Origin of the sequence: Endozoicomonas sp. ALE010 (assembly GCF_049310165.1) — a bacterium.
Taxonomy (GTDB): domain Bacteria; phylum Pseudomonadota; class Gammaproteobacteria; order Pseudomonadales; family Endozoicomonadaceae; genus Endozoicomonas.
In genome coordinates this window covers 42,219-66,787 of sequence record NZ_JBLYNV010000028.1, presented here as the reverse complement: position 1 = coordinate 66,787, position 24,569 = coordinate 42,219, and the positions used below count along the sequence as shown (strand labels likewise).

General features: G+C 50.6%; 14 protein-coding genes. 8 read left to right on the top strand and 6 right to left on the bottom strand.

The genetic code is table 11. The features are described from left to right. The 7 genes from ACO6UY_RS13180 to ACO6UY_RS13150 all read left to right on the top strand — a co-directional run. Positions 1 to 1,259: IS1634 family transposase (locus ACO6UY_RS13180; protein WP_422490179.1), on the top strand; the 1,259-nt coding region annotated here is incomplete at its 5' end. Positions 1,260 to 1,624: 365 nt separating this feature from the next. After that, positions 1,625 to 2,809: a maltose/maltodextrin ABC transporter substrate-binding protein MalE gene (gene malE, locus ACO6UY_RS13175; protein WP_422447532.1), complete on the top strand. Its 1,185-nt coding sequence runs from the start codon at positions 1,625 to 1,627 to the stop codon at positions 2,807 to 2,809. Between the two features lie 107 nt (positions 2,810 to 2,916). Beyond that, a complete protein-coding gene (gene malF, locus ACO6UY_RS13170; protein ID WP_422447530.1) occupies positions 2,917 to 4,449 on the top strand; it encodes a maltose ABC transporter permease MalF in 1,533 nt (510 codons plus the stop codon). Between the two features lie 2 nt (positions 4,450 to 4,451). Further along, positions 4,452 to 5,342 (top strand): maltose ABC transporter permease MalG, encoded by an 891-nt coding sequence (malG, locus tag ACO6UY_RS13165; protein ID WP_422447528.1) that lies wholly within the window; start codon positions 4,452 to 4,454, stop codon positions 5,340 to 5,342. A gap of 40 nt (positions 5,343 to 5,382) precedes the next feature. After that, complete coding sequence (locus ACO6UY_RS13160; RefSeq protein ID WP_422447526.1) at positions 5,383 to 6,525, top strand: ABC transporter ATP-binding protein; 1,143 nt, start codon at positions 5,383 to 5,385, stop codon at positions 6,523 to 6,525. Positions 6,526 to 6,645: 120 nt separating this feature from the next. Further along, positions 6,646 to 8,841: a 4-alpha-glucanotransferase gene (malQ, locus tag ACO6UY_RS13155; RefSeq protein ID WP_422490177.1), complete on the top strand. Its 2,196-nt coding sequence runs from the start codon at positions 6,646 to 6,648 to the stop codon at positions 8,839 to 8,841. Between the two features lie 473 nt (positions 8,842 to 9,314). Beyond that, the gene (locus ACO6UY_RS13150) at positions 9,315 to 10,367 is read left to right on the top strand and encodes a MalM family protein (protein WP_422447522.1); all 1,053 of its coding nucleotides are present in this window, start codon (positions 9,315 to 9,317) and stop codon (positions 10,365 to 10,367) included. A gap of 80 nt (positions 10,368 to 10,447) precedes the next feature. Here the strand turns inward: ACO6UY_RS13150 and ACO6UY_RS13145 are convergent, their stop codons facing one another. The 3 genes from ACO6UY_RS13145 to ACO6UY_RS13135 form a co-directional block, all read right to left on the bottom strand. Next, complete coding sequence (locus ACO6UY_RS13145) at positions 10,448 to 12,322, bottom strand: F-box/WD repeat-containing protein (protein WP_422466054.1); 1,875 nt, start codon at positions 12,320 to 12,322, stop codon at positions 10,448 to 10,450. 304 nt (positions 12,323 to 12,626) lie between these two features. Next, the gene (locus ACO6UY_RS13140) at positions 12,627 to 14,492 is read right to left on the bottom strand and encodes an F-box/WD repeat-containing protein (RefSeq protein WP_422490175.1); all 1,866 of its coding nucleotides are present in this window, start codon (positions 14,490 to 14,492) and stop codon (positions 12,627 to 12,629) included. A 304-nt stretch (positions 14,493 to 14,796) separates the two neighbouring features. Further along, positions 14,797 to 16,668, bottom strand: coding sequence for an F-box/WD repeat-containing protein (locus tag ACO6UY_RS13135; protein WP_422461434.1), 1,872 nt, complete (start codon positions 16,666 to 16,668; stop codon positions 14,797 to 14,799). 684 nt (positions 16,669 to 17,352) lie between these two features. Here ACO6UY_RS13135 and ACO6UY_RS13130 point away from each other — a divergent pair. Next, positions 17,353 to 17,739: a hypothetical protein gene (locus tag ACO6UY_RS13130; RefSeq protein WP_422447514.1), complete on the top strand. Its 387-nt coding sequence runs from the start codon at positions 17,353 to 17,355 to the stop codon at positions 17,737 to 17,739. Positions 17,740 to 18,225: 486 nt separating this feature from the next. Here ACO6UY_RS13130 and ACO6UY_RS13125 read toward each other — a convergent pair whose 3' ends face one another. From ACO6UY_RS13125 to ACO6UY_RS13115, 3 genes are all read right to left on the bottom strand, one after another. Further along, the gene (locus tag ACO6UY_RS13125) at positions 18,226 to 20,088 is read right to left on the bottom strand and encodes an F-box-like domain-containing protein (RefSeq protein ID WP_422461430.1); all 1,863 of its coding nucleotides are present in this window, start codon (positions 20,086 to 20,088) and stop codon (positions 18,226 to 18,228) included. 180 nt (positions 20,089 to 20,268) lie between these two features. Next, positions 20,269 to 22,134: a hypothetical protein gene (locus tag ACO6UY_RS13120; protein WP_422490173.1), complete on the bottom strand. Its 1,866-nt coding sequence runs from the start codon at positions 22,132 to 22,134 to the stop codon at positions 20,269 to 20,271. Between the two features lie 362 nt (positions 22,135 to 22,496). Next, on the bottom strand, positions 22,497 to 24,425 hold the full coding sequence (locus tag ACO6UY_RS13115) for an F-box/WD repeat-containing protein (protein ID WP_422490171.1): 1,929 nt from the start codon (positions 24,423 to 24,425) through the stop codon (positions 22,497 to 22,499). Positions 24,426 to 24,569 lie beyond the last annotated feature (144 nt).

Genomic DNA, 24,569 nt, shown 5'->3' with positions numbered 1-24,569 from the left:
AGGCATTGAATCTGGATGGCACCAGCTTTCATGTGGATGGAATCTATAACAGTCATGAAAATCCTGATGACTTGAATTGTATCCATATCTGCCGCGGTTACAGCCGTGACCACCGACCTGACCTGAATCAGGTGGTCTTGCAGTTAATGACCGAAAATGAGGCAGGTATTCCAGTGTTTATGGCACCTGCGAGCGGTAATGTAAACGACAAAACTTGTTTTCAGGAAATTATCAAAAATCATCTGTCGTGTTTCAAGGAGACTTTGAATAGCCGCTATCTGGTCGCTGATGCCGCCATGTACGTTGCTGAAACCCTTCAGTTGCTTGACGAGCAAAAGCAGCTGTTTATCTCCCGTGTGCCCCTGAATATCAAGGGTGCAAAGGAGCTGGTCGGCAAAGCGCCAGCCATGTCATTGGAGCCGGTTGAAGGCTATGAAGATTATTACTCTGCTGAAGTGCCTTCCTGCTATGGAGATGTTAAACAACGATGGTTCTTGTTTCTCAACAAAAAGCGCAGGCTGGTTGAACAGAAAACACTGACCCGAAAGATGCAGAAGCAGTCACTGAAAGAAGCCCGTGATCTGGAAAAGCTGGGAAAAAAGGCCTTTCTGTGTCGGGACGATGCATTGAAGGCTTTTGCCTTATGGCAGAAACAATCGAAACTCTGCCAGAGTGCAACGGAGCCTGAGGTTACCGGTAAACCCTGTTATTCGGGCAGGGGACGGCCATCGCCGGATAGCAAGCCTGATCACTTCGAGTACTTTGTGCAGGCTGAATGCTTTGTTCCCTGTCAGAAAAGGGAGAATGCACAGGCCTCACTGGGTTGCTTTATCCTGGGCACCAATGAATTGGATCAGAATTGCATGAGTGCGACGGAGCTATTGTCTACCTACAAGTCACAACAACAGGTTGAGGGCGGCTTTCGATTCCTGAAAAGCCCGGACTTTCTGGTCTCTTCACTCTATCTGAAGAAAGCTGAGCGCATTGAAGCTCTGTTAATGGTGATGACACTGTGCCTGATGGTCTATGCTGCTATCCAGCACAAAATAAGGCACGAGCTGAAGAAACAGAGCCGAGTATTTCCAAACCAGAAAAAGAAGCCCTGCCAGAACCCAACGGCGAGATGGGTGTTTTTCTGTTTCCAGGGAATAAATGTCTTAACGGTCAATAATCAGGAGGAACATGTGATCGGTTTGAAGGAAAGACAATGGACGATCATGCAGATTTTGGGCAATTTTTACGAGTCGGTGTATTCCTGATAGGGGTGGTGAAAGGCAGTACTAAAGCAGCTAAGCGTTGTTACCCATATCGTTCGTCCTGAACGGAGATTGCACACATCAAACATATTGAAATGGTGTGCTAGCCCGTCATTTTCCTGAAAATGCACAAAATAGGTTGATTTGTATCAAATACTCACGGATTACCCCAGAAAGTAGGCATTCTGTAAACGTTTTACGATTTCTTTCAGATACCAATTCATTGATGATAACGCCCGCTTTTCAGGTCTCTTGTCTCGACAGTGCGAATTTGAATGCTAGTGTTCACTCCGATCTAAACGACAACAGGCTGAAAATTTCAATGATCACCCTGAGGGCTTCAGGGAAATACAGAAGTAGGTAGAGAGATGATGAAAAAAACGGTTGCCGCAGCGATTGCTTCTGCGCTGGCTATCTCCATGGGGGCCAACACAGCCATGGCATTCTCTGACGACGAGCTGGTTGTGTGGATTGGTGGTGACAAAGCCTATAACGGTATGGAAGTTGTAGGTAAGCGTTTTGAAGAAGAGCTGGGCGTTAAGGTAAAGGTTGAGATTCCCGAGAATCTGACCGACCGTTTCCAGCAGGCTGCTGCTACCGGCAAAGGTCCGGATATTGTGATGTGGGCACACGATCGTTTCGGTGAGTGGGCTGAATCCGGTCTGCTGGCACCTGTTAAGCCTTCTGACAGTGTCAAGGCGGATATCGAAGCCAAAGGCTGGCAGGCCACGTCTCACAATGGCAACGTATACGGCTATCCGGTAGCCATGGAAGCCATCGGCTTGATTTACAACAAGGACATCATCAAAACGGCACCTGCCTCTTATGAAGAGATGTTCGCACTGAAAAAAGAGCTGGATAAGAAAGATATCACCACCATTATGTGGGACCAGGTTCAGCCTTACTTCACTACGCCGATGCTGGCCTCCAACGGTGGTTATGTCTTCAGGGAAGTACCTGCTGGCTATGACGTTTCTGATATCGGTGTAAACAGCGCCGGTGCCATCAAAGGTGGCAAGATGCTGGCGAAAATCATCGACGAGGGCGTGATGCCACGGGGTGTTGACTACGGTGTGATGGAAGCCAGCTTCAACAAGGGTGAAGTGGCGATGATGATCTCCGGTCCATGGGCCTGGGCCAACCTGGAAAAGAGCAAGATCAACTACGGTGTTGCGCCACTGCCTTCTATCGACGGTAGTCCATCCCGTGCGTTTGTTGGCGTCTGGGCCGCTGCTCTGAACAACGCTTCGCCAAACCAGGGTTTGGCTAAAGAGTTTATCGAGAACTATGTCCTCACCGAAGAAGGCCTGACCACGCTGAACAACGACAAGCCACTGGGTGCCGTTGCTCACAAGGCGTACATGAAGAAGCTGGCGGCGGACCCACGCATCGAAGCCACTTACCAGAACGTCATGAATGGTCTGCTGATGCCTAACGTTCCGGAAATGGGCAAGTTCTGGTCGGCTACCCAGACTGCCCTGACCAATATCACCACCGGTCAGGAAACCGTTGAAGTGGCACTGAACAACGCTGCCAAGCTGATTGCCAACTAAACACTGCGAAACGGGGTGTAGCGCAGGCTTACATTGACGTGACCCGTTACATCTGCCGATCGTCGTTTTGACGATCGGCTCAAAACCCTCCCGGAGAGACAAACACCATGACCATTCCCGCCAATGTCAGATCATTGTTGTCTGGCAACGGGCCAAAGTGGGCGCTCGTTGCCCTGATTGATCTAGCCCTGCTTTACGTCATTGCCCTGCTCTATTTCCAGGGTGAAGTGCTTTTCCCATTAACCCTGCTGGTTCTGGGCAGCCTGGGCACATGGATTTTTACCAGCAAGCGTGGTTACAGCTATCGCTACGTGTACCCATGTTTGCTGGGCATTATGATGTTTATCGTTTTTCCGCTGGTGTACACCTTTAGTATTTCGTTCACCAATTACGGCTCTGCCAATATTCTGAGTCTTGAGCGGGTCAAAGAGATTCACCTGAACAAGCAGGTAAAGAACGGCGAACACACCTACACACTGGCGCTTTTTCAGCAAAACGATCAGTTTCAGTTACAGCTGACTGATAAAAACGACAAAGATAGTATTTATACCTCCGACGCTTTCGTACTGAATGGTGATCCGGTAGAGGTTAATGCTCGCTCTGGAGCTGATGCAGAGGGTGACAAACTGTCCATGCGGGAGGTGGTCCGGCAGCGCTCGGCGCTGGGATCAGTGGCTGTTACTCTGGCAGACGATACTCGTCTGGTGATGTCGTCCCTGCGTGAGTTTTCTGCCATGGCACCACAGTATCGGGAAGAGAAAAACGACAGTCTGGTTGAGATTAAGACCGGTAAAGTCATACGCCCGGATATGACCACGGGGTTCTATGTGACCGACAGTGGTGAGCGGGTTGCCCCCGGTTTCTCTGTGTATGTGGGTGGAGAAAACTACGAACGTCTGGTTAATGACAAAGGTATTCGTGAGCCGTTTTTCAAGATTTTTGTCTGGACCGTTGTCTTTTCTGCGGGCAGTGTTCTGTTCTGTCTGGTGATTGGTCTGTTGCTGGCTAACCTGATGCAGTGGGAACCACTGAAAGAGCGGGCGATTTACCGGGTGCTGCTGATCCTTCCTTATGCCGTGCCAGCGTTTATTTCCATTCTGATTTTCAAGGGCTTGTTTAACCAGAACTTCGGTGAGATCAATATGATCCTGGAAGGGCTGTTTGGCATCAGTCCTGAGTGGATGACCGATCCGACTTTTGCCAGAACCATGATTCTGATCGTCAACACCTGGCTGGGTTACCCCTATATGATGATCGTCTGTATGGGTCTGCTGAAAGCGATTCCGGACGATCTCTATGAAGCGTCTGCCATTGATGGTGCCAACCCGATCCATAACCTGTTGTATATAACACTGCCCAATATTGCCAAACCGCTGGCACCGATTCTGATTGCCAGCTTTGCCTTTAACTTCAATAACTTCGTGCTGATTGACCTGTTGACAGCGGGCGGCCCGATGATGGCCGGAACGACAACGGAAGCAGGCTTCACGGATTTGCTGGTGAACTTCACCTTCCGTACGGCATTTGTCGCGGGTCAGGACTTTGGTCTGGCGTCTGCTATTGCCACGATGATCTTCCTGATCGTCGGATTTATCTCCTGGGTTAACCTCAGGGCCACCCGCAGTTCACAGGAGTATTGATCATGGCGATGGTACAACCACGAAACCTGCACTATCGGGTATGGGCAGCCCGGATCGTGATGATTCTGCTGCTTTGTCTGGTGATGTTTCCATTTTTGATGATTATTTCGGTGTCATTCCGGACCGGTAACTTCGCGACCGGCAGTTTGATTCCGGATAATCCCAGCCTGGAACACTGGGCAATGGTGTTGGGTTTTGAGTACACCACTGCCGATGGCACGGTGATTAAGCCCACTTTCCCGGTACTGACCTGGCTGTGGAACTCCCTGAAAGTGAGCTTTACCACCTCGGCGCTGATCCTGATGCTGTCCACCACCGGTGCTTATGCGTTTGCCCGGCTGCGTTTCCGTTTCAAGAACCACTTGCTCACCAGCATGATGATTCTGCAGATGTTCCCGGCGGTGCTGGCCCTGGTGGCTTTCCATGCCTTCTTTAATAAGTTGGGCGGTGTGGTGCCATGGCTGGGGTTGAATACTCACAGTGCCCTGGTGATGTCCTATCTGGGCGGTATCACCATGCACATCTGGCTGATTAAAGGTTATTTCGAAAGCATTGATGTGGCTCTGGAAGAGTCTGCCTATATCGACGGAGCCACCCCCTGGCAGGCATTCAGGCATATTCTGCTGCCACTGTCTGTACCTATTCTCGCGGTTGTATTTGTACTGTCGTTTATTGGGGTGATTGGTGAGTACCCGATTGCGTCTGTCCTGCTCCAGGGCGTTGAACAGCTGACTCTGGCCGTGGGTATGAAACAGTTCCTCTATGCCCAGAACTACCTCTGGGGTGATTTTGCCGCTGCCGCAATTTTGACCGGCATGCCCATTACTGTCGTCTTCCTGATGGCCCAGCGTTATCTGGTCAATGGTCTGACGGCAGGTGGTGTGAAAGGTTAACGGATTTACCGTTTATAAAGGTTTAGACAAGAGAAAGACAATGGCTGAAGTAAAGCTGACCCAACTGGACAAAAGCTACGACGGTGGCAAGACATTTGTTCTGAAGAACATCAATCTGCACATTGAAGATGGTGAATTTGTCGCCTTCGTTGGCCCTTCCGGTTGCGGTAAGTCCACGTTGTTGCGGATGATCTGTGGCCTGGAAGACATTTCCGGCGGTTTGTTAGAGCTGGACGGTGAGCGATCCAACGATATGCCGCCCAACGAGCGTCGTGTTGGTATGGTGTTCCAGTCTTATGCCCTCTATCCCCATATGACGGTGCGGGAAAATATGGAGTTTGGCCTGAAGCTGGCAAAAGCGGACAAGGCCGAGATCAATCGTCGTGTGGATGAAGCAGCCAGAATTTTGCAGCTGGAAAAGCTGTTGGATCGTAAGCCAAAAGCGATGTCAGGTGGTCAGCGCCAGCGGGTGGCGATTGGTCGCTCCATTGTGCAGGAACCGAGGCTGTTTCTGTTTGATGAGCCGCTGTCCAACCTGGATGTTTCCCTGCGGGTACAGATGCGTCAGGAGTTGTCCCGTCTGCATAATAAACTGAAGACAACGGCCATCTATGTAACCCACGACCAGGTAGAGGCCATGACGCTGGCCGATCGTATCGTGGTACTCAGCCCATTGGCAGACGGTGCCGAAAGCAATCTGGAGCAGGTGGGGGCACCGCTGGAACTTTATCACAACCCGTGCAACCTGTTTGTGGCCAGCTTTATCGGTTCACCGAAGATGAATTTCTTCCGTGCCACGATAGTGGAGCCCGGTCAGAAAGAGACTAGAGTTAAGCTGGAGTGTGGTACTGAGTTGCGTGTTTGCAACGACACCCGCAATGCCAAATCTGGTGATAAGGTAACGCTGGGGATTCGGCCACAGGATGTGCTGAATCATGAAGAGGCGGATGGCGCAGAAAACTGCATTACCGGCACTATCGAAACCATTGAGCGCCTGGGTAATGAGTCATTTATCTACCTGAACCATCCGGATATTCACGAAGCGTTTATTGCCCGGGTGGAAGACTCCCTGCGTCGTCAGCCTGGTGCTGAATTCCATGTGGGTGTTCCGGCGGAAAACTGTCATCTGTTTGATGCCAGCGGTGTCGCGTTTTCACGAACCAGGTCACCAGTATTTGACTGATATTGCTGACAGCTGATTGCTCCCGTGGAAGACCGTTGGAACAACCCGTATTCCATACGACAAATTTTGTGCAATCTCCGGCAGCCTCCCTGGTTGCCGGTCTACTTATGAAGAAACTCAATGCTTGACCACCAATTAATCGACAGTCTGGGTGACCTGTGTGGCATGGCCAGCGGCTATAAGGACTGGGATGGTACTCCGGTAGCTATTAACACTGAGAACAAAATTCCCCTGCTGGCTGCCATGGGTTTTGACGCTAGCAGTAATGTGGCGCTGAAACAGGCGATAGCCACTGAACAGTTAAAGCTGTGGCAATCTCCTTTATCACCAGTGACGGTTGTGCATCAGGGGCAAAGCTTCTCTTTCGTACTGCGTTGCTCCAGGAGTAAACGTCCATCGTCTGTTGCAGTGCAGATAACTCTGGAAAACGGTGACCAGGTTACCCATCATGCCGATCTGACCACGGCTGTTGTGTCCGAAACCGTGAAGCTGGAGCGCAAAGAGTATATTGCCCTTGAGGTTTCAGTACCTGAATACCTGCCACTTGGTTATCACACGATGGCGGTTCAGGAGAAAGCGTTCACGGCAGAAGCCGGATTGATTGTGGTGCCGGACGTTTGTTATGAGCCGGAAGCCATGAAACAGGGCGCTAAAATCTGGGGTTCCGGTATTCAGCTGTATACCGTTCGCTCTGAGCGTAACTGGGGGATGGGTGATCTCACCGACCTGGGTGCGCTGGCTGCAGGTATGGGTGAGCAGGGGGCTGATTTTGTTGGCCTGAATCCGGTGCATGCCCTGTACCCGTCCAATCCACTGCACTGTTCGCCTTACAGCCCATCGACCCGTCTGTTTGATAATGTGCTGTACATTGATCCTGAACAAGTGGCGGAGTACGCAGACAGTGCATCAGCCCGGGAGATTGTTGCACACCACCAGGGATTGATTGATCAATTACGCAGCACCGACCTTGTGGAATACGACAAGGTTGCACCATTGAAAATGTCGGTATTGGAACTGTTGTTTAATGAGTTTGCCGAACAGCATCTGGGCAAGGGAACAGACCGGGATCAGGCGTTCACGGCTTTCTGTCAGTCAAGGGGCGCGCGGTTAGATCAGTTTGCCCTGTATGAAGCACTGTATGAGCATTTCCGGAAAACCGATATTAATAGCTGGGGATGGCGCTGCTGGCCAGAAGCGTACCAGACGCCAGACAGTAAAGAGGTCAGGGCTTTTGCCAGGACAAATCAGGCACGGATTACGTTCTTTAAATACCTGCAGTGGCAGATGGATGAACAGCTGCACGCAGCCCAGGAAAAAGCCAAAGACGCCGGTATGATGGTTGGCCTCTACCGTGACCTGGCGGTGGGTGTAGACAGCAACGGTGCCGATGTCTGGACGGATCGTAATTTATTCGTTCTCGAAGCCAGCACCGGTGCGCCACCCGATGGTTTGGGGCCGATGGGTCAGGACTGGGGTCTGCCACCGTTCAACCCGGTGGTCTTGAAAGAGGAACGTTATCAGCCTTTCGTTGAGCTGATCCGGAACAATATGCGTAACTGCGGTGCGTTGCGTATTGATCATGCCATGGGGCTGTTCCGTCTGTGGTGGTGCCCGAACGGCAACACGGACAACAAAGGTGCCCGTTATGGCTGTTACGTCCATTATCCGCTGCAGGATTTGCTGGGTATTATCAAACTGGAAAGTCATCGCCAACAGTGTCTGGTGTTTGGTGAAGACCTGGGTGTGGTTCCTCAGGAAATCACCGACAGTCTGCCTCCGGCAAGAATGTACGGCAGTGTGATGGGGATCTTCCAGCAGGATAAGGATCGTTATACGGCACCCGACAAGTACCGTGAAAAAGCCCTGGCGATGCTGGTATGCCATGACACTCCCACCATGAAAGGCTGGTGGGATGGCAAAGACATCGACCTGATGGAATCCCTGGGCTTTTTCTCCGAAGAGCGTGCCGCCGCTGACCACGATGCCCGTGAACAGACCCGTAAGGCAGTACTGAATACCCTGGCTGACCTCGGTGAATTACCAGAAGGCGTTGACCTTCAGGCAAGCACGGCACCGGCATTCAGTCGTACCATCATGGAGAGATTCAGCTATTACCTGGCTTTGTCGGCTTCGCAAATAGCTGGCTTCCAGCTGGAAGATGTCATGATGATTGACTCTCCGGTGAATGTACCTGGCACCTGTAGTGAATATCCAAACTGGCGTCGTCGTCTGCCTCAGAGTATTTCTGCAATGCTGGCCAGCAAAGAGAATCAGCAGTTCTTTGCCAACCTGAGTGGCTGTCGTAAGGCGAAATAGCGTCTGACCATCGGTAACCTGTTGCCGGTCAGCCTCCTGGTGCAAAAAAGTGTTAATACCCATGCACCCCGTTCATCCTGAGGCTTGTCGAAGGATGGTGCCACCGTACTTCGACAAGCTCAGCACGAACGGTATTGGTATCAACGCTTAGTTGCACTAGTACATGGTTTCAATGAGTTTGACGTGTACAATCTCCGTTCACCCTGAGCGTCCTTCGGCTCCGCTCAGGATGCACGGACGAAGGGTGCTTGGCACGATCTATCAGAGTCCGTAGTTTCCGCCTTTAGGCCCTATGGGTCCTTCGATGCTTCGTCAAGCTCAGCACTCAGGACGAACGGAGTGCGGAGACACGACAACCCGTCAAACCCACTGAAACCATGTACTATGCCTGAGTCTGTAATCGTTTACAGACTCGCGCTCTGATGAATACCGCTAGAATTGCAGACAATTGATTTATCCCGTTGAGTAGTCCGATGAAAAAAACAGCGCTCTGCCTGGCACTTGGCTTACTGGCTGGCTGTGCAACCCATGATTCTGCGATAGCCCCGACGACTAAAGAGCCTGTGGCTGTTTACCACTCTTTACCGACCCTGAAATATCAACCACTGCGGATATACGACGAAGCCATTCAGCAGACCATTGGGCTGACGCAACAGTCTGCAACGCTGAAAACGACTAACAGCGATTCTGCCGTTATAGGCTGGCAGCTACCCGGATATGGTGCCTACCGGTTCAAAATCAGCAGTCAGATAAAACGTGGGAAATTTGGCCGGGAAGCTTCGGCGTTTATGCCGGAAGTACAACTGCTCGATAAGCATTACCAGGTGGTTAAAACCGTGCCAGTGACGGCTTTGCATTACCAGAAGCCGGGCCTGCTTGGTCAGGAGTATTTTTATCACAGCTTTGTGGTAGACAATCGTGACCCGCTGCTGACGCCAGTCGAATACATTGTCGTTTATATGAGTGACGATGGTCGCAACCATAAGCTTCAGGTTGTCGATATGGAGAAGGAGTATGCAAAGGCCCGGGGCTTTATGCCACCGGCTACCAAGGATGTGCTGGCGACGGCCAGTGATCTTGGGGTGATTACCCTGGAAGCCATGTCACTGACCGAAGCGTATAGCGCCAGTTCTGCGCAAGGGCCTGCTTATACACCGCCGGTTCCTACAGGAAGAGAGGCTGAGGCAGCTGTTGGTTTCGACACTATTGCTTTAAGTAAAGAGTTTCGAGAGACCGTTCTTCAGTTGCTGGCCGATGGCAAGGTTCAGGAGGCTTTGGCGCTGCGGGAGAGTGCGGGTCAGATGCATGCTGATCTGCAGGAGGCATTTTCTGTGCTTTATAGACGTGAATCCGCAGGTAATGCCATTGAAAGCACCGCTTCAGATTCGCAGGCAATCGATAAACGCTTGTCCCATGCTTATCAGCAGCAGTTAATAATGCATTTGCAACAAGGTGAAACCCGGGCTGCCCTGGGGGTGATTGATCAGTCCAGAATGCTGCTCAGCCATATAGATGCGCTGTTCTGAAAGTGATTCGAGCTACCAACTCGTTTTCTTGTTCCCGGGGAGGACTCTGGGAACGAGTTCAAAACAGCAGGCCATTGTCTTCAATCTGGCGTATCAGCATTTCTTATTTCCCAAACTTGTAGAGTGTAATTGGTCATATCGTCTTCCCTGGTACAGCTCAAGACCACCACTTCATGCTCTGACATGGGATTGAAGCATGCTTTTATGATACCGTCTTGCTCGATCTTTCCCTTGAGTGACCAGTGCTTTTGATCGTTGAGCCCCAGGATTCCTACCATGTGAGAGTTGCGAGTCAGTGCATGAAGGCCTGACAAGCTAAAGCCGATGGTGGCTGGGGTGTGCTCCCTGATGAGGGTTTGAATTGACCATGTCCCTGCCTGGCTCTTCTCCCAGATACAAATTGTACCGGTCCCTCTACAGCTGCTATAGCTGTTGGTCAGCAAGTGACTGTCAGACGGGCTGAATCGCGCCTGATACACTGCGCCATCGTGTTTGAGCCTTATTGCTGATTCAAGCCTTGATGCGGAACTCGACTCCGGTGAGAGACGCGGGTTCGGCGACCAGTCAGACCAATTTTCCGGTCTGTGCCATAGCAGCAAATCCTCGCAAGGCATCGGACCACGAATTGCATCAGATATAGCGAACAGGTATTGACCGCTAGAGCTGAATTGCAGCGGAAAGAATGTCGGGAAGATCACCGTCTCTTGCCATTTCCCCGATGGATCCGGGCTGTGAATTGAGACCCGTCCGGGACTGTAGGGTTTGCGATCAATACCCACCAGAAGCTGATCTGCCACTGGGCTGAAGCAGGCATAACTCCAATCCTCTGCTATTAATATTGAATGCTGTGCTGACCAGACTCCACAATCATCCAGAGATAAAATGGTTCTTTTATCCAGCGTGTGCAGTGACAGATACCGCTCCGATGGACTGAACTGAACTGTACCAATAAACCCTTCGGGGGAGAGGCCGGAAACCTTCATTTTCAGCCAATTATTATTATTTTCGTCCATGCACCAGAGGAGTACCTGATCGTCCTCATTACAGGTCACCATATATTTCCCGGAAGGGCTGAATTGGACCTTCTGGATCGGCAAAGTTTCCTTGCCGACTTCCTCCCAACAGCTGTTAGCAGACCGTAAGGTATTCACATAACCCTCACTGCTGCGGGTTAACAGGCGGTTCGTGCAAGCACTGAAATTTGCCGCGGTAATCACCCGGCTGCCGCTGTTATCGGGCCAATTGACGTGCTCTTCTGCCCATTGTCCCCGGTCATCCCTGGTTAGAATTCGGTGGTCATTCAAATAACGGCCATAAAACAACAGATGACGACTGGACTGGCTGAGGCAAAAATCAAGAATAGCTTCGGTCTGATTATATGGTTCATCTGGATCACGCTGGGGGAGAGTGACTTTGTGTCGCGGAACCAGGCGGTAAGCCGGGCATGATTCCATCCTCCTCAGGGTGCCAAGGCATAGTAGTGCGGACATCTGCGGGAGGTCCTTTATTATCCTGTCCCTGAACGATGTCCCTCTGTTGTTGCGTGATGCAGGAATGGCAAATGGATGAGAGTGCCGGGATTTTTTCTGCCACGGGGCTATTTTCCGGTACTGTTCCCGGAAGCGTTGCGGAAGTCGGGCAAAATAAGACAGTTCCTGAATATATTTGTGTTCCTTCACCACTTCCCGGAAAGTCTGGCAGGTTGCATTCACTTGCGGGATGTCATCGAATTCAAGGTGGTCAAAAATCATGACCAAAAGTTCAGGGGGGAGTTCAGTAATCCTTCTTTGCCACAACGGCCGTTTTTGCGGAAATTGTTGCGGGAACTGTGTCTGCGGGCTTGCCTCCGGGAGCGCAATAGCGGAGCTGGGGGGTGTCGTTTTAGCTGGCTCATTTACAGGCCAGTCCGGTGCAATCGAAGTGCCGACAGTCCCTGGAAACAGAGGGTCGCTCATTGACTTACTCCATTCTTAACGATTTATTACCGGCACTGCGCGAACCTTCACTACCGATTCATGATGTTAATGGACAGCCCTGAGGGCAGGAAGTTCCAGGGCAGAAACTGGTTGTTTCACATTGTGCAGGCTCCGGTATCTCATCGTTCCCACGTTCTGCGATACCGGATTTGCCAACTGTGAAACAAACTCTTATTGCGCGGAATCGTGGTGGTTTAATCAGGATTTTGTCTTTATGGTGAGGTTTGGTATGCATTCCCACGGAGGACCGTGGGAACGAGTTCAAAACAGCAGGCCATTGTCTTCAATCCGGCGTATCAGCGTCTCTTATTTCCCAAACTTGTAGAGTGAAATTGGTCATATCGCCTCCATCGGTACGGCTCAAGACCACCACTTCATGCTCTGACATGGGATTGAAGCATGCTTTTATGATAGCGTTTTGCTCGATCTTCCCCTTGAGTGACCAGTGCTTTTGATCGTTGAGCCCCAGGATTACTAACATGTGAGAGTTGCGAGTCAGTGCATGAAGGCCTGACAGGCTAAAGCCGGTGATGACTGGGGTGTACTCTCTGATGATGGTTTGAATTGACCATGTCTCTGCCTGACTCTTCTCCCAGATACAGATTGTGCCGCACCCACTATAGCTGGTGGTCAGCAAGTGACTGTCAGACGGGCTGAATCGCGCCTTATACAATCCGCCATCGTGTTTGAGCCTTATTGCTGATTCAAGCCTTGACGCGGAACTCAACTCCGGCGAGAGACGCGGGTTCAGCGACCAGTCAGACCAATTTTCCGGTCTGTGCCATAGCAGCAAATCCTCACAAGGCATCGGACCACGAATTGCATCAGATATAGCGAACAGGTATTTACCGCTAGGGCTGAATTGAAGCGGAAAGAATGTCGGGAAGATCACCGTCTCTTGCCATTTCCCCGATGGATCCGGGCTGTGAATGGCAACCCGTCCGGGACTGTAGGGATTGCGATCAATACCCACCAGAAGCTGATCTGCCACTGGGCTGAAGCGGGCATAACCCCAACCCTCTGCTATCAATATTGAATGCTGTGCTGACCAGACTCCACAATCATCCAGAGATAAAATGGTTCTTTTATCCAGCGTGTGCAGTGACAGATACCGCTCCGATGGACTGAACTGAACTTTACCAATAAACCCTTCGTGGGAGAGGCCGGAAACCTTCATTTTCAGCCAATCATTATTATTTTCGTCCATGCACCAGAGGAGTACCTGATTGTCCTCATTGCAGGTCACCATATATTTCCCGGAAGGGCTGAACTGGACCTTCTGGTTCGGCAAAATTTTCTTGCCGACTTCTTCCCAACCGCTGTTAGCAGACCGTAAGGTATTCACATAACCTTCACGGCTGCGGGTTAACAGGCGGTTCGTGCAAGCACTGAAATTTGCCGCGGTAATCACCCGGCTGCCGCTGTTATCGGGCCAATTGACGTGCTCTTCTGCCCATTGTCCCCGGTCATCCCTGGTCAGAATTCGGTGGTCATTCAAACAGTGGCCATAAAACAACAGATGACGGCTGGACTGGCTGAGGCAAAAATCAAGAATGGCTTCGGTCTGATTATATGGATCACCTGGATCACGCTGGGGGAGAGTGACTTTGTGTCGCGGAACCAGGCGGTAAGCCGGGCATGATTCCATCCTCCCCAGGGTGCCAAGGCATAGTAGTGCGGACATCTGCGGGAGGTTCTTTATTATCCTGTCCCTGAACGATGTCCCTCTGTTGTTGCGTGATGCAGGAATGGTAAATGGATGAGAGTGCCGGGATTTTTTCTGCCACGGGGCTATTTTCCGGTACTGTTCCCGGAAGCGTTGCGGAAGTCGGGCAAAATAAGACAGTTCCTGAATATATTTGTACTCTTTCACCACTTCCCGGAAAGTCTGGCAGGTTGCATTAACTTGCGGGATGTCATCGAATTCAAGGTGGTCAAAAATCATGACCAAAAGTTCGGGGGGGAGTTCAGTAATCCTTCTTTGCCACAACGGCTGTTGTTGCGGAAATTGTTGCGGGAACTGTGTCTGCGGGCTTGCCTCCAGGAGCGCAATAGCGGAGCTGGGGGGTGTCGTTTTAGCTGGCTCATTTACAGGCCAATCCGGTGCAATCGAAGCGCCGACAGTCCCTGGAAACAGAGGGTCGCTCATTGACTTACTCCATTCTTAATGAGTTATTACCGGCACTGCGCGAACCTTCACTACCGATTCATGATGTTAATGGACAGCCCTGAGGGCAGGAAGTTCCAGTGCAGAAACAGGTTGTTCCACATTGTGCAGGCTCCGGTATCTCATCGTTCCCACGTTCTGCGATACCGGATTTGCCAACTGTGAAACAAACTCTTATTGCGCGGAATCGTGGTGGTTTAATCAGGATTTTGTCTTTATGGTGAGGTTTGGTATGCATTCCCACGGAGGACCGTGGGAACGAGTTCAAAACAGCAGGCCATTGTCTTCAATCCGGCGTATCAGCGTCTCTTATTTCCCAAACTTGTAGAGTGAAATTGGTCATATCGCCTTCCCCGGTATAGCTCAAGACCACCACTTCATGCTCTGACATGGGATTGAAGCGTGCATTGATGATACCGTCTTGCTCGATCTTCCCCTTGAGTGACCAGTACTTTTGATCGTTGAGCCCCAGGATTCCTACCATGTGAGAGGTGTGAATCAGCGCATGAAGGCCCGACAGGCTAAAGCCGGTGATGATTGGGGAGTTCTTCCTGGTGATGGTTTGAATTGACCATGTCCCTGCCTGGTTCTTCTCCCAGATACAGATTGTGCCGACCCCACCAATATAGCTGGTGGTCAGCAAGTGACTGTCAGACGGGCTGAATCGTGCCTGATGCACTGCGCCATCATGTTTGAGCCTTATGGCTGATTCAAGCCTTGACGCGGAACTCAACTCCGGCGAAAGACACGGGTTCAGCGACCAGTCAGACCAATTTTCCGGTCTGTGCCATAGCAGCAAATCCTCGCAAGGCGTCGGACCACCAATTTTATCAGATATAGCGAACAGGTATTTACCGGTAGAGCTGAATTGCAGCGGAAAGTATGTCGGGAAGATCACCGTCTCTTGCCATTTCCCCGATGGATCCGGGCTGTGAATGGCAACCCGTCCGGGATTGTAGGGTTTGTAGGGTTTGCGATCAATACACACCAGAAGCTGATCTGCCACTGGGCTGAAGCGGTCATAACTCCAACCGAAACCCTCTGCTATAAATAATATTGAATGCTGTGCTGACCAGACTCCACAATCATCCAGAGATAAAATGGTTCTTTTATCCTGCGTGTGCAGTGACAGATACCGCTCCGATGGACTGAACTGAACTTCACCAATCAACCTTTCGGGGGAGAGGCCGGAAACCTTCATTTTCAGCCAATTATTATTATTTTTGTTCATGCGCCAGAGGCGTACCTTATGGTCCTCATTACAGGTCACCATATATTTCCCGGAAGGGCTGAATTGGACCTTCTGGTTCGGCAAAATTTTCTTGCCGACTTCTTCCCAACCGCTGTTAGCAGACCGTAAGGTATTCACATAACCCTCACGGCTGCGGGTTAACAAGCGATTCGTGCAAGCACTGAAATTTGCCGCGGTAATCACCCGGCTGCCGCTGTTACCGGACCAATTGACGTGCTCTTCTGCCCATTGTCCCCGGTCATCCCTGGTCAGAATTCGGGAGTCATGCAAAAAACGGCCATAAAACAACAGATGACGACTGGACTGGCTGAGGCAAAAATCAATCCTGGCTTCGATCCGGCTATATCGTTCACTTGGATTACGCTGCGGGAGAGTGACTTTGTGTCGCGGCACCAGGCGGTAAGCCGGGCATGATTCCATCCTCCGCAAGGTGTCAAGGCATAGTAGTGCGGACATCTGCGGGAGGTTCTTTATTATCCTGTCCCTGAACGATATCCCTCTGTTGTTGCGTGATGCTGGAGTGGCAAATGGATGAAAGCACCAGGATTTTTTCTGCTCAAGGGCATGTTGCTGGAACTGTTCCCGGAAACATCGGGGAAGCCGGGCAAAATAAGACAGTTCCTGAATATATTTGTATTGTGTGACCACATCCCGAAATGCAAGACAGGTTGCGTTTACCTGCCGGATATCATCGAATTCAAGGTGGTCAAAAATCGTGGCCAACAGTTCGCGAGGGAGTTCAGTAATCTTTCTTTGCCACAGCGGCTTTTGCGGAAACTGTGTCTGCGGGCTTGCCTCCGGGAGCGCGATAGCGGAGCTGGGGGGTGTCGTTTTAGCAGGCTCATTTGCAGGCCAATCCGGTGTAATCGAAGCGCCAACAGGCCCTGGAGCCAGAGGGTCGCTCATTGACTTACTCCATTCTTAATGAGTTATTACCGGCACTGCGCGAACCTTCACTACCGATCCATGATGTGAATGGACAGCCCTGCGGGCAGGAAGTTCCAGGGCAGAAACTGGTTGTTTCACATTGTGCAGGCTCCGGTATCTCATCGTTCCCACGTTCTGCGATACCGGATTTGCCAACTGTGAAACAAACTCTTATTGCGCGAAATCGTGGTGGTTTAATCGGGATTTTGTATTTAAGGTGAGGTTTGGTATGCATTCCCACGGAGGACCGTGGGAACGGTGTGCCGCAGCACACCAATGGAGTCTGAAGGATAATTCTCCTGACGTGTCGAAGCTGTAGGAAAGATGGCGGTAGGCCCGCCGAAGTCGGCTGTCGGAAGCAGGCTTCAAACCACCTCAAGCGGCTGTCATTAAGAGTGGTGGTCGTGAGCGTTGGGGAAAAGGCGAACAATGAGTCGTCAGGTATGGTACAGAGAGATGCGTAAACCCGAATCTTCGTTGAAGCGTTCGAAAGGTCCATTGTTGACATCAAAAGCTGGGGCTCGTTCCTCTCCAGTGATCAGCTTGCAGGTTAATTCCGAATGCTGTGCAGGCGGTGTCCGGCGTATAGATTGAACTTTTTATTTTCCTAACTGTCTAATTAGAAATTAAGTGCAAAAAAATTCTCATTTACAGGAGTAAATTATGCTTACCGGAAGTATTAATAACAATGGCCATCAATACAATTACCAACAAGTAAACCCTGAAGACCCATTTCAAGCCATAAGAATTACATGCTTTTTCAATATAAAAGGAGTAGGCAAAGTAGAACTGAAAGCACAAGATATAAAAATGAACGAACCAGGAGAATATTATCGTCTTTGCTTTCATGCTGCCCATGGCATTTACTCTGATTTGAAAAATAAAGGTAAACAGCTTAACAAAAATCCCTTTGGTAGATTGGATCAATTTCAATTTTTTAGTGAACACGCTGATTTCATTTATAACAAGGTTGTCAAAAAAGCATATCTCCACGAAGCGTTATTATTGCCAGGCTTATCTCCAAAAATGTCTCCCAATGGTGATCATTAGGCTGAACCAGGTTTAGCCTCAACTCCGGACTTGAAAGACGATAAACTGGAATTGTAAAACCTGGCCACTATCCAGCTATCACTGCGACTCTGTCTGTAACCGAAACTGGATTAAGGCTCCAAAATCATTGTTGCTCATTCTATAAGCCTGTCTGGCTGTATCCAGGGCGTCCAAGGCATGACTCTGTACTGGGCTTTCCTATGGAACTGTGGGAACCAGTCGTGCGGATGTTAAGGGAGACTCCCAAGTGGGGGACCTGCAAGGGCTTGAGTACCGATGCTGCGCACTGGGGCGGAGCCGTTCGTACGATTACATGGACGTAATCGGTAGACAATGCAGGAGCATATTGTCGAGTAGTGTTGAAGCTTCTGTAATGGGAGTGGAGCGAAGGGGCGGCGTCAGAGAGGTTCACGTACCGTTTTACGAGGGGCTGGCGGGGAAGTTCCGTCGGTCTACTCACCAGTTCGAAACAGCAGGCCATTGTCTTCAATCCGACGTATCAGCATCTCTTATTTCCCAAACTTGTAGAGTGAAATTGGTCATATTGCCTTCCCTGGAATGGCTCAAGACCGCCACTTCATGCTCTGACATGGGATTGAAGCATGCTGTCATGATATCGTCTTGCTCGATCTTCCCCTTGAGTGACCAGTGTTTTTGATCGTTGCGCCCCAGGATTCCTACCATGTGACGGTTACAAGTCAGCGCATGAATGCCTGACAGGCTAAAGAGGGTGATGGCTGGGGTATACTCCCTGGTGATGATTTGTTTTGACCATGTCCCTGCCTGGCTCTCCTCCCAGATACAGATTGTGCTGTCCGCATCATAGCTGGTGGTCAGCACGTGACTGTCAGACGGGCTGAATAGTGTCTGATACACTGCGAAATCATGCTTGAGCCTTATGGCTGATTCAAGCCTTGACGCGGAATTCAACTCCGGCGAGAGACACGGGTTCAGCGACCAGTCAGACCAATTTTCCGGTCTGTGCCATAGCAGCAAATCCTGGCAAGGCGTCGGACCACCAATGGTATTAGATTTAGCGAACAGGTATTTACCGGTAGAGCTGAATTGAAGCGGAAAGAATGTCGGGAATATCACCGTCTCTTGCCATTTCCCCGATGGATCCGGGCTGTGAATTGCGACCCGTCCGGGACTCAAGGGGTTGTGTTCAATACATACCAGAAGCTGATCTTCCACTGGGCTGAAGCAGGCATAACCGCTATATTCACTTATTAATATTGAATGCTGGGCTGACCAGACTCCACAATCATCCAGAGATAAAATGGTCCTTTTATCCAGCGTGTGCAGTAACAGATACCGCTCCGATGGACTGAACTGAACTTGACCAATCAACGCTCTGGGGGAGAGGCCGGAAACCTCCATTTTCAGCCAATCATTATTATTTTCGTCCATGCACCAGACGAGTACCTGATTGTCCTCATCACAGGTCACCATATATTTCCCGGAAGGGCTGAATTGGACAGTCTGATTCGGCAAAGTTTCCTTGCCGACTTCCTCCCAACAGCTGTTAGCAGACCGTAAGGTATTAACGTAACCCTCACTGCTGCGGGTTAACAGGCGATTTGCGCAAGCACTGAAATTTGCCTTGGTAATCACCCGACTGCCGCTGTTATCGGACCAATTGACGTGCTCTTCTGCCCATTGCCCCTGGTCATCCCTGGCCAGAATTCGGGAGCCATTCAAAAAACGGCCATAGAACAACAGATGACGACTGGACTGGCTTAAGCAAAAATCAACAATAGCTTCGGTCTGTTTATATGGTTCACCCGCTTCACGCAGCGGGAGAGTGACTTTGTGTCGCGGAACCAGGCGGTAAGCCGGGCATGATTCCATCCTCCGCAAGGTGTCAAGGCTTAGTAGTGCGGACATCTGAGGGAGGCTCTTTATTATCCTGTTCCTGAACGATATCCCTCTATCAGGTGATGCTGGAGTGGCAAATGGATGAAAGCACCAGGATTTTTTCTGCCACGGGGCTGTTTGCCGGTATTGTTCCCGGAAGGATTGCGGAAGTCGGGCAAAATAAGACAGTTCCTGAATATAATTGTATTCTTTCACCACTTCCCGGAAAGCCTGGCAGGTTGCATTAACTTGCGGGATGTCATCGAATTCAAGGTGGTCAAAAATCATGACCAAAAGTTCGGGGGGGAGTTCAGTAATCCTTCTTTGCCACAACGGCTGTTTTTGCGGAAATTGTTGCGGAAACTGTGTCTGCGGGCTTGCCTCCGGGAGCGCGGTAGCGGAGCTGGAGGGTGTCGTTTCAGCAGGCTCACTGGCAGGCCAATCCGGTGCAATTGAAGCACCGACAGCCCCTGGAAACAGAGGGTCGCTCATTGACATGCTCCATTCTTAATGAGTTATGTACCAGAACCTTCATAACCATGGATTTATGGTGATATTGGACAGACCTGAGGGCAGGAAGTTTCCGGACAGAAACAGGTTGTTTGACATCTTGCAGGCTCCGCTATCTCCTCATTTCTACGCTCTGCGTGGTAATGCATACCGGATTTGCCTTCAATCCGGCGTACCAGCATCTCTTATTTCCCAGACTTGTAAACTGATATTGGTAACGTCGCCATTCTTAGTTTGGCTCAGGACCACCACCTCATACTCTGATAGCGGATTGAAGTAGGCTTGCAGAATACCGTCTTGCTTGATAACCCCTTTGAGTGACCAGTGCTGTTGACCGTTGCGCCCCAGGATTCCTACCATTGAAGAGTTACAAGTCAGCGCATGAATGCCGGACAGGCTAAAGCAGGGGGTGGTGGTCGGGGCGCACTCCCTGGTGGTGGTTTGAATTGACCATTCTCCTGCCTGGTTCTTCCCCCAGATATGGACTGTATCTGGCCTGCAGCAGACCAGTAAGTGGCTGTCAGACGGATTGAACAGCACCGTATCCACACGGGAGTCATGTTTGAGCATGATAGCTGAGTCAAGCCTCGCTCTTGATGCTTCATCCAACTGAGGAAAACGACAGTGGTCAAGAGACCAGTCAGATAATTTTTCCGGTCTGCGCCATAGCAACGCATGACGGCCACTGGTGCTGCATTCACTGAATACGTATTTACCGGCAGGGCTGAAGCGAAGCGGATACAAGTATGGGAAGATTATTGTCTCCTCCCATTTCCCCGATGGTTCCGGGCTGTAAATTGAGACCCGCCCGCATTTGACAGGAAGTTCGCTAATACCCATCAGAAGCTGATCCGCCACTTGGCTGAAGTGGGAAAAAGCAACAATACCTTTGCTTAATAAATTTAACGGCTGTACTGACCAGGCGTCGGGACCATCCAGCGATAACATAGCCATTTGCCCACCCTCTCCCTGTGGAGCCGACCAGCGCAACATCAAATGCTGCTCCGATGGACTGAACCGGACGTCATCAGCGAATACTCCGGTGGGTAGGCCACGAATCTTCATTTTCAGCCACTTGTTATTTTCACCCATGCGCCAGGTGATCACATGATTGTACCTGCCGTAGGTCACCATATATTTCCCTGAAAGGCTGAATTCGACAGTCTGATCCGGCAACGTTACCATGCTGGCATCGTTCCAGCAGCGGTGTGCAGGTAGCCAGGTATTAATGTTGCCCTCAGCGCTCCGGGTTAACAGGTGATTTGTGCAAGCACTGAAGCTTGCCCTGGTAATCACCCGACTGCCGCTGTTATCGGACCAATTGAGGTGCTCTTCTGCCCATTGCCCCTGGTCATCCCTGGCCAGAATTCGGGAGCCATTCAAACAACGGCCATAAAACAGCAGATGACGACCGGACGGGCTGAAGCAAACATCATAAACGGGATCGGGATGAAGCTCTTGACACCTTGCTTCAGACAGAGGCAGAGTGACTTTGCGTTGCGGAACCAGACGGTAAGCCGGACATCTTTCCATCCTCTCCAGGGTTTCAAGGCATAGTATTGCGGACATCTGCGGGAGGTTCTTTATTATCCTGTCCCTGAACGATATCCCTCTGTTGTTGCGTGATGCCGGAGTGGCAAATGGATGAAAGCACCGGGATTTTTTCTGCCCAAAGACATGTTGCTGGAACTGTTCCCGGAAACATCGGGGAAGTCGGGCAAAATAAGACAGTTCCTGAATATAATTGTATTCTTTCACCACTTCCCGGAAAGCCAGGCAGGTTGCATTAACTTGCCGGATGTCATCGAATTCAAGGTGGTCAAAAATTATGGCCAAAAGTTCGGGAGGGAGTTCAGTAATCCTTCTTTGCCACAACGGCTGTTGTTGCGGAAACTGTGTCTGCGGACTTGCCTCCGGGAGTGCGATAGCGCGTGGGGAGCCGGGGAGGGGCGTTTTAGCAGGCTCATTTGCAGGCCAATCCGGTGCAATCGAAGCGCCGACAGCCCCTGGAAACAGAGGGTCGCTCATTGACTTACTACATTCTTAATGAGTTATTACCGGCATTACTGGTAGTACATGGTTTCAATGAGTTTGACGGGTTGTCATGCCTCCGCACTCCGTTCGTCCTGAGCCTGTCGAAGGGCGGAAGCTCCGGACTCTGATAGATCGTGCCAAGCACCCTTCGACTCCGCTCAGGGTGAACGGGGATTGTACACGTCAAGCTCATTGAAACCATGTACTATAAACCTTCATAACCAAGGATTTATGGTGATATTGGACAGACCTGAGGGCAGGAAGTTTCCGGACAGAAACAGGTTGTTCGACATCCAGCAGGCTCCGGTATCTCGTCATTTCCACGCTCTGCGTGGTAATGCATACCGCATTTGTCTTCAATCCGGCGTACCTGCATCTCTTATTTCCCAGACTTGTAAATGGATATTGGTAACGTCGCCATTCTGAGTTTGGCTCAGGACCATCACCTCATGCTCTGATAGTGGATTGAAGTAGGCTTTCAGAATACCGTCTTGCTTGATAACCCCTTTGAGTGACCAGTGCTGTTGACCGCTGCGCCCGAGGATTCCTACCATTGAAGGGTTCCAGGTCAGCACATGAAGGCCGGACGGGCTAAACCAGGGTACGGTGACTGGGGCACATTCTTCGGTGATGGTTTCAATTGCCCATTGTCCAGTCTGGCTCTTCCCCCAGATGTAGACTGTACCCGACTCGCAGCTGACCACTAAGTGGTTGTCAGACGGACTGAACCGCGCCGCTTTCACCAGAGAATTGTGTCTGAGCGTTATTTCTGAATCAAGAATCGCTCTTGATACGGCATCCGGCTGCAGCAAGCGACCGTCGTCCAGCGACCCGGCAGACAAATTTTCCGGTATGCGCCATAGCTGCACATCACGGTCTCTGACCCTGTCTTGCAGCATATCTTGCAGCATGCCAAGGCCCACGAAGCCCGTGAATGAGGCCTTATTGAACAGATATTGACCGGTAGAACTCAAGAAAACCGGACAAAAGTATGGGAAGATCATCGTCTCTTCCCATTTCCCCGATGGTTCCAGGCTGTATATTGAGACCCGCCCGGGAATGCCATAATGATTTTCAAAACCCACCAGAAACTGATCCGCGACCGGGCTAAATTGGGCATGAGTAACATAATCATCTTTACATTTTTCCAACCTCTGTGATTTCCAGACTTTAGCACTACAATCATTCAGAGATAGCACCGTTATTTCACTCGCACAAAATGGTAGATGCGACCAGAGGAGTGCCAAATATCGCTCCGATGGACTGAACAGGGCGTGTTTAATCAACTCTCCGGAGAGGCCGTTAACCTTCACTTTCCGCCATTGATTATTGTTGTCCATGCGACAGACGATGAAAGGTTCGTGCTTGTAGGCCGCCATATATTTCCCCGAGGGGCTGAACACGACCGCATGACCTGACAACTTTAGCGTGTCGTCCTCGTTCCAGCGGTTGTCGGCAGGTTGCAACATATTCGCGCGATTCTTACCGTTCCAGGTAAACAGGCGATTTTCACAAGGACTGAAATTTGCCCCGGAAACCACCCGGGAGCGGCTGTTATCGGACCAATTCAGGTGCTCTTCTGCCCATTGCCCCTGGTCATCCCTGGCCAGAATTCGGGAGTCATTCAAGCAACGGCCATAAAACAACAGATGATGACTGGACCGGCTGAAGCAAACCTCAAGAGCGGCACCGGTCTGTGGCTGTGAATTCCATGCTGCACGCTGAGGGAGCGTAACTTTAAATAGCTTGACCATACGATAAGCCGGACATGATTCCATCCTCCCCAAGGTGTCAAGGCATAATAGTGCGGACATCTGCGGGAGGTTCTTTATTACCCTGTCCCTGAACGATATCCCTCTGTTGTAGCGTGATGCTGGAGTGGCAAATGGATGAAAGCACCGGGATTTTTTCTGCCCAAAGACATGTTGCTGGAACTGTTCCCGGAAACATTGGGGAAGCCGGGCAAAATAAGACAGTTCCTGAATGTATTTGTATTCTGTGACCACGTCCCGAAATGCAAGGCAGGTTGCATTGATACGTCGGATATCATCGAATTCAAGGTAGTCAAAAATCTTGACCAACAGTTCGGGAGGAAGTTCAGTAATCCTCCTTTGCCACAAAGTTTGCCATAAAGGTTGTTTCTGCGAGGGCTGTTTCTGAGGACTTATCTCCGCAAGCGCGATATTGGACGGGGAGTCAGAGGGTGAGGTTTTTGTCGGCAGATGTGCAGGCCAATCCGGTGCCATCGGGACACCGGCGGCACCTGAAGACAAAGGGTCACTCATTGATTTGCCCCATTATTAATGAGTTATTACCGGCACTGCGAGACACATCGCAACCATTGATTCACGGTTTTAATGGACAGGCCAAAGGTCGGGAAGTTCACGGGCAGCCTGATTGTCCTTTGATTAATTAACTCAGATAAACGG